This is a genomic window from Pantoea sp. ME81 (assembly GCF_903970985.1).
GTDB lineage: Bacteria > Pseudomonadota > Gammaproteobacteria > Enterobacterales > Enterobacteriaceae > Pantoea > Pantoea communis.
Window position 1 is genome coordinate 1 of the sequence record NZ_CAJCKS010000219.1, and the last position, 6,789, is coordinate 6,789.

Consider the following 6,789-nt stretch of genomic DNA (forward strand, 5'->3'; position numbering starts at 1 on the left):
TTTCCGGATTCTTACACAGCCACTGGATCGTTCAACTGATCCTTAACTGATCGGCATTAGACCTAATGGCCTCCCGTTCACGGTGTCGTTGCAGGTTAGAACAATCGTGGTCCGTAACCCCACAACACCACGGTCAGTGCCAGCAGCACTTCAAACACCAGCACACCAATCGCCAGTGTCGATCCTGAGAAGCGCATGCTCTCTTCACGATCAATATTGAGGAACACCGGAATGCCGACGTAAAGCAGATAACCGGTATAGAGTAACGCCACTGCGCCGACCAACACGCACAGCCACACCAGCGGATAAAGTGCCACCAGCCCACTAATAAATAACGGGGTAGCGACATAGCCAGCAAACACGGTACAGCGCTGAATGCTGGGACGCTGCGGATAATCGCGCGCCATCCAATGAATGACGCGGCCCATCACCGCCACGCCGCCTAAGATAATCAGATAGAAAAGAATGCCGAGACCGATACCGGTCAGCAGGTTGAGTTGCACGAACTGCCCTTCGCCCAGATTCCAGCCCAGTTGTGTGGTACCGATAAAGGCACAGATCACCGGGATCGCTGCCATCATCAAAACATGGTGGGTGTAGTGGTGCGAAACGCTCTCGTTTTCTTGCTTGATATCGCGCATTTCCTGGTTAGGATGCGCCAGAAGACCCCAGACATGATTCATAAAATCACTCCTCTGATGCGACGGGCTGCCACTTCAGCGATCAGGCTGTCTCACTCAGGCAGCTTCCCTTCAAGTATAATCGGCGCGGCTGTTTTTGCGGACAGCGGCACAAAAAAAGCCGCTGGCGTATAAACTGTTACCTGAATCACTCGCGACAGGGAGGAAAATTTGCATCTCGATATCAATGGATTAATTACGCAGTACGGCTATCTGGCGTTGCTGATTGGCTGTATCGCGGAAGGGGAAACTTTTACCCTGCTGGGCGGTGTGGCGGCGCATGAAGGCCTGCTGCACTTCACCGGCGTGGTGCTGGCCGCGATGGTGGGAGGAATTATCGGCGATCAGCTGCTGTTCTGGCTGGGCCGTCGCTACGGTACGCGCATTCTGCGCCGTTTCCGTAAACATGAAGATACCATTCGTAAAGCCAATCGCCTGATTCAGAAGCGCCCGAGTCTGTTTGTGATTGGCGTACGCTTTATGTACGGCTTCCGCATTATTGGCCCGATCATCATCGGTACCAGCCGGTTAAAACCGCTGCGCTTCTTTGTGCTCAACGTGATAGGCGCCGCGCTCTGGTCGCTGATCTTTGTCACCCTGGGTTACTTCGCCGGGGAGATCATTACTCCGTGGCTGCATAAACTCGACCAGCATCTTAAACATTTGCTGTGGCTGGTGGCGGCGATTGTGTTCGGCATCGCGCTGCGTTACGTGATTCGCCGCTGGAACCGCCGCCGGGCGGATTAGTGGTGATAACCTTTAAACTGTGGGTTGGCCAACATAAAGCCACCGTCAACAATAAACGATTGTCCGGTGGTATAGGTCGTCCATTCCGAACACAACCACGCGACTAAACTTGCCACTTCACGCGTATCGCCGGGCCGTCCAATCGGAATTTCCGGCATACGTGTGCTGCGCGCCTGATCGTCAGTCAGATGGTTCATCGCAGTGGCAATCGCGCCCGGTGCAACCGCATTCACCAGAATGTGATGGGGCAACAAACTCAACGCCATCGATTTGGTCAGACCGCCGAGCGCATGTTTCGCCGCGGTGTAAGCGGTGGCATCCGGCAATGGAGTGTGTTCATGCACTGAAGTGATGTTAATGATGCGCCCGCCATCGCCCTGATCGACCATATGGCGGGCGGCGATCTGTCCGCAGATAAATGAACCATCCACATCGACGCTGAACGTTTTGCGCCAATCTTCAAAGGTGACGTCGAGAAAATCGGCTTTCATCATCACGCCCGCATTGTTGACCAATACGTCAATGCGACCCAGTGAATTGATGAGCTGCGCCAGTTGCTTGCCCCCTTCTTGCGGGTCGGAGAGATCCAGTTGTCGCACCTGTGCGGTTTGCCCTTTGCTTTCGACCAGTCGCGCTGTTTCCTGCGCCCCCGCCTCATCTGAGCGCCAGGTGATCCCTAACGTGTAGCCCGCTTCGGCCAGCATGACGGCACAGCTGCGGCCAATGCCGGAATCGGATGCGGTAACCACGGCCACTTTCTGTTTGCCCAGTGCCATAACATTCTCCTGCGTGATGGGTGTCCTCACAGTATAGAAGTTATCGATCTGTGCCTCGGATCAGCCGAAAAAACCCTTTCGTCTATAGTTAACAATCAGATGCAGTCAAGGAGGCAGGATGAGCAAAATTAAACGCAGAATTGATGATCACGGCGTGATTGGGGATTTACGGACCTGTGCATTGATCGCCAATGAGGGCACCATTGATTATCTCTGCTGGCCCGAGTTAGACAGCCCATCCGTGTTTGCTGCGTTGCTGGATGGCGATGATGCCGGTCTGTTCTCACTGGCACCCGACTGGAAAAATGCGCGCCAGCAGCAGCTCTATCTGCCGGACACCAATATTTTACAGACGCGCTGGTTGGGCGATGCGGGCGTGGCGGAGATCACCGATTACATGCCGATCTGCGACCAGCCCAATAAAGTGCCGCGACTGGTACGTCGGGTCAAAATGGTGCGCGGCTCGGCCACCTTCAATTTGCTGTGCGCCCCGCGCCATGATTATGCCCGTGCTGAAACCCATACCGAACTGCGCCCCGGTGGCGTGGCCTTTCTTGCTGAAGGCCAGCCCGCGTTACGGCTGAGTGCTACGGTGGTGATGACCCGTGAAAACCACAGTGCAGTTGCCGAATTTACCCTCAAAGCCGGGGAATCTGCTGAGTTTGTATTTGGCAGCGATGACGATCCCTTCGTGGCGGAGATTGCCACTGAACAGTGCTTCAGCGACACACTGGCCTACTGGCGGCGCTGGAGCAGCCACAGTACGTATCGCGGACGCTGGCAGGAAATGGTGACGCGATCCGCACTGGCACTCAAACTACTTACCTCGAAACAGCACGGTTCGATTGCGGCTGCAGCGACCTTTGGTTTGCCGGAAGAGTTAGGCGGCGAGCGCAATTGGGATTATCGCGCCTCGTGGATCCGCGATGCCTCCTTCAGCATGTATGCGCTGATGCGGCTGGGTTATGTGGAAGAAGCGCGAGACTTTACCCATTGGGTGGGGCGCTGCGTCGAGCACAGTCATGACGACACGCCACACCTGCAGGTGATGTATCGCCTGGACAGCGGCACCGAACTGCATGAAACCGAGTTGCTCAATCTTTCCGGCTATGCCAACTCGCGCCCGGTGCGCATCGGCAATGATGCGTGGCGGCAGACCCAGCTGGATATTTACGGCGAACTGATGGATGCCATTTACCTTGCCAATAAATACGGTGAAGCCATTTCACAACGTGGCTGGCGGCATGTGTCCGACATGATTGATTATGTCTGCGGCAACTGGAACCAGCCCGATGCCGGTATCTGGGAGATGCGCGGTGAGCCGGAGCACTTTCTGCATTCGCGCCTGATGTGCTGGGTGGCGTTGGATCGCGCCCTGCGTCTCGGTCTGAAGCGTTCGTTGCCAATGCCGTATGAGCGCTGGGATCGTGTGCGCAGTGAAATTCGCGACGACATCTGGCAAAACTTCTGGAACCCGGAACTGGGCCATTTCACCGCCACACGCGGCGGCAAGTTCCTGGACGCATCCATGCTGTTGATGCCGCTGGTGCGCTTTGTCAGCTCTACCGATCCTGACTGGATCGCCACCCTTGACGCGATTAAAACCCACCTGGTGAGCGACGGTTTAGTGCGCCGCTATAACATTAGCGAAACGCCTGCCGATGCCTTAACCGGGGGTGAAGGTTCCTTTGCCGCCTGTTCCTTCTGGTATGTGGAGTGTCTGGCGCGAGCCGGGCGCGTGCATGAGGCGCATTTTGAGTTTGAAAAGCTGCTGAGCTATGCCAATCCCCTGGGATTGTACGCTGAGGAATTTACTACGCATGGCGAAGCGCTTGGGAATATGCCGCAGGCGCTGTCGCATCTGGCGTTAATCAGTGCCGCTTTTTTCCTCAATCGTAAATTGAGTAATGAAGTGACGCTGTGGCAGCCTTAAGAAAATTCACATTTTGGGCGGTACGGCAACGAGATGGGTCGGGAAATGCCCACTAATTAAGTAAAGTATCATCAGCCATTGAAAATCCTGATTCCCATCACTGCGCCTATGCACATATAATGCGCACCGGGTCATTGAGACCAAGATGGATTCGACACACTGACAAGCCTGAAACACGGCTATAACGACTTGAAAAACATGAAAAAGAGCATTCGCGCGTTCGCTTCACTTGCTTTAGTACTGGCGGCGTTCAGCCAGTCGGCATTCGCAGTAGTGTATCCGCTGCCAGCGGCTAACAGCCGTTTGATCGGCGAAAACCTTGAAATCACCGTGCCTGATGACAGCCGACTTCCGCTGGAAGCCTTCGCTGCTCAGTACCAGATGGGCCTCAGCAACATGCTGGAAGCCAATCCGGGCGTTGATGTTTATCTGCCAAAAGCGGGCACCAAAATGGTGATCCCTCAGCAGCTGATTCTGCCTGACGCCCCGCGTGAAGGCATCGTGATCAACAGCGCGGAAATGCGTCTTTACTACTACCCGAAAGGCACCAAGACCGTGGTTGTGCTGCCAATCGGTATCGGCGAACTGGGCAAAGACACGCCAGTGAACTGGACCACGACGGTTCAGCGTAAAAAAGCCGGTCCAACCTGGACGCCGACCAAAGCGATGCACGCAGAATACGCATCACGTGGCGAAAGCATTCCAGCGGTATTCCCGGCAGGTCCGGATAACCCGATGGGCCTGTATGCGCTGTATATCGGCCGCCTGTACGCAGTTCACGGTACTAACGCCAACTTCGGTATCGGTTTACGCGTGAGCCACGGCTGTGTGCGTCTGCGTGCTGACGACATCAAATGGCTGTTCGACAACGTGCCGGTTGGTACTCGCGTACAGTTTATCGATCAGCCGGTGAAAGCCACCGTTGAGCCAGATGGTTCTCGCTATGTAGAAGTGCACAACCCACTCTCTACTACCGAAGAGCAGTTCAACTCACGTGAAGTGGTGCCGATTACGCTGACCGCTGCGGTAACCAAAGTGATTGCCGATGGCAGCACTAACCAGGATGCAGTCAACAACGCTATCCAGGCACGTAACGGTATGCCGACTAAAATCAACGGTCCACAGGGTGAAGTGATGCCTGCGCCGGTGCCGGTTCAGGAATCTTCTGACGCCACGCCAAAAGAAGAGCCGATGACCCCGCAGGGCGCCAGCGCCGTTGCACCGCAGAGTGATGTGGCTCCGGCTGCTCAGCCTGCACCAGCGACCGGCAACAGCCTGTAATCGCTGACTCGCCATACAGTAAAAAGCCAGCCCATTGCGGCTGGTTTTTTTATGGGCGCAAAAACGTATTACCCGACTCGACTGACCACAAAATTGTGACTTATGTGGTCGTTCTGATCTATTACCTGTGTGCCCGGTAGTCCCTTGATGCGCGCCTGGATGCCTGGGCATCATTCCCGCCGCCGTCTCAGCGCCAGCCAGCCCGCCACCAGGGTAAACACCAGCACCACAATCACCAACAGTAAGAAACCGTGCGGATTATTTGCCAGCGGAATCCCGCCCACGTTCATACCGAAAAAGCCGGCAATGATGTTAATCGGCAGCGCCAGCACGGTGATCACCGTCAGTAAAAACAGCGTGCGGTTACTCTGCTCCATCAAACTCGCGGCAATCTCTTCCTGCAACAAGCGAATGCGTTCCATCAGTCCCGCCAGGTCATTCAATGCCACGCTGAACTCTTCCGTAAAGATGCGCAATTCACTGAGCGGTTCGCGCTTAAGCCACTTTGGTGGCCGATTTAACAAACGAAATAGCGCGGCGGGTTCCGGTGCCAGCAAACGCTGCACACGCAGTAGCATACGGCGCAAATGGCCCAACTCACTGCGGTTGGTTTTAATCGCTGCACTGAGCAAACGCTCTTCAATGGCATCCACCGCCTGACTGGAGCGACGCACCACTTGCTCCAATTGCGCTTCCTGCTCACCCAGCAACCACAACAGCATCGCATCCGGCTCGGCGAACGGGAGACGATCAATTTGCTGATGCATGCGTTCAATCATTCCCACAGGCCGATAGCGCGCGGTGACAATGGTGTGCGCACAGCACCAAATCCACAACGTCGCGTTCTGTGTGCTGCGCTCTTCTTTGCTGAACGTCACATCATTGAGCACCGCCAGCAGCGCATCGTTTTGATGGGCCAAACGTGTGCGCGGTGAAGCAGAATGGATCTCATCGAAAAAATCATCGTCTACACTAAAGTGGTCCTGAACCCAGCGCTCGGCACGGGCATGATTCAGGTTGATGTGTAGCCAAAGAAAATAGGATTCCGGCAAATTTTGCTGCGCGAGCTGCGAAGCTTCACGCGCGTTGAGCCGCTGTGGCGGTGCTTCCGGCGTGAACAGATACCCATGGATGAGTCCGGCCACTTCATTATTGAAGTCCGGCAATGAGGCAAGCGGCAAGACAGGCTGGAGCATGGCAGCGTGAGGATCCCGAAGCGGTCAGATCCACAGACTGCGACAGCCGTGTTACAGCAAGATGACAGAGCGTGATCGCGATCATCATTCTGTCATACAAACCACGTATCACACTGCGGGTAACGGATGCCAATCGAGCATCGTCAATCCACACCGGGGTGTGTTATGGCTGAAAA

At 55.3% G+C, this 6,789-nt stretch carries 6 protein-coding genes; 3 read left to right on the top strand and 3 right to left on the bottom strand.

Annotation, left to right across the window (positions count from 1 at the left end; genetic code table 11):
- Window positions 1-95: 95 nt before the first annotated feature.
- Window positions 96-683 (bottom strand): Yip1 family protein, encoded by a 588-nt coding sequence (locus tag H7A81_RS24415; protein WP_034821054.1) that lies wholly within the window; start codon window positions 681-683, stop codon window positions 96-98.
- Between the two features lie 168 nt (window positions 684-851).
- On the opposite strand from H7A81_RS24415, the gene H7A81_RS24420 reads away from it, so the two are divergent.
- Entirely contained in the window at window positions 852-1,427 is a 576-nt protein-coding gene (locus tag H7A81_RS24420; protein WP_034821056.1) for a DedA family protein, read from the top strand.
- Here H7A81_RS24420 and H7A81_RS24425 read toward each other — a convergent pair.
- Window positions 1,424-2,203: an SDR family oxidoreductase gene (locus H7A81_RS24425; RefSeq protein WP_182058991.1), complete on the bottom strand. Its 780-nt coding sequence runs from the start codon at window positions 2,201-2,203 to the stop codon at window positions 1,424-1,426. The genes H7A81_RS24420 and H7A81_RS24425 overlap by 4 nt on opposite strands.
- Window positions 2,204-2,321: 118 nt before the next feature.
- Between H7A81_RS24425 and H7A81_RS24430 the strand changes: the two genes are divergently transcribed.
- Together H7A81_RS24430 and H7A81_RS24435 are read left to right on the top strand one after the other, a co-directional pair.
- Window positions 2,322-4,136 (top strand): glycoside hydrolase family 15 protein, encoded by a 1,815-nt coding sequence (locus H7A81_RS24430; RefSeq protein ID WP_058961596.1) that lies wholly within the window; start codon window positions 2,322-2,324, stop codon window positions 4,134-4,136.
- 198 nt (window positions 4,137-4,334) lie between these two features.
- Window positions 4,335-5,417 (top strand): L,D-transpeptidase family protein, encoded by a 1,083-nt coding sequence (locus H7A81_RS24435; protein WP_034821064.1) that lies wholly within the window; start codon window positions 4,335-4,337, stop codon window positions 5,415-5,417.
- A gap of 170 nt (window positions 5,418-5,587) precedes the next feature.
- Here the strand turns inward: H7A81_RS24435 and H7A81_RS24440 are convergent, their stop codons facing one another.
- Window positions 5,588-6,613 (bottom strand): transporter, encoded by a 1,026-nt coding sequence (locus H7A81_RS24440; protein WP_034821067.1) that lies wholly within the window; start codon window positions 6,611-6,613, stop codon window positions 5,588-5,590.
- Window positions 6,614-6,789: the final 176 nt, after the last annotated feature.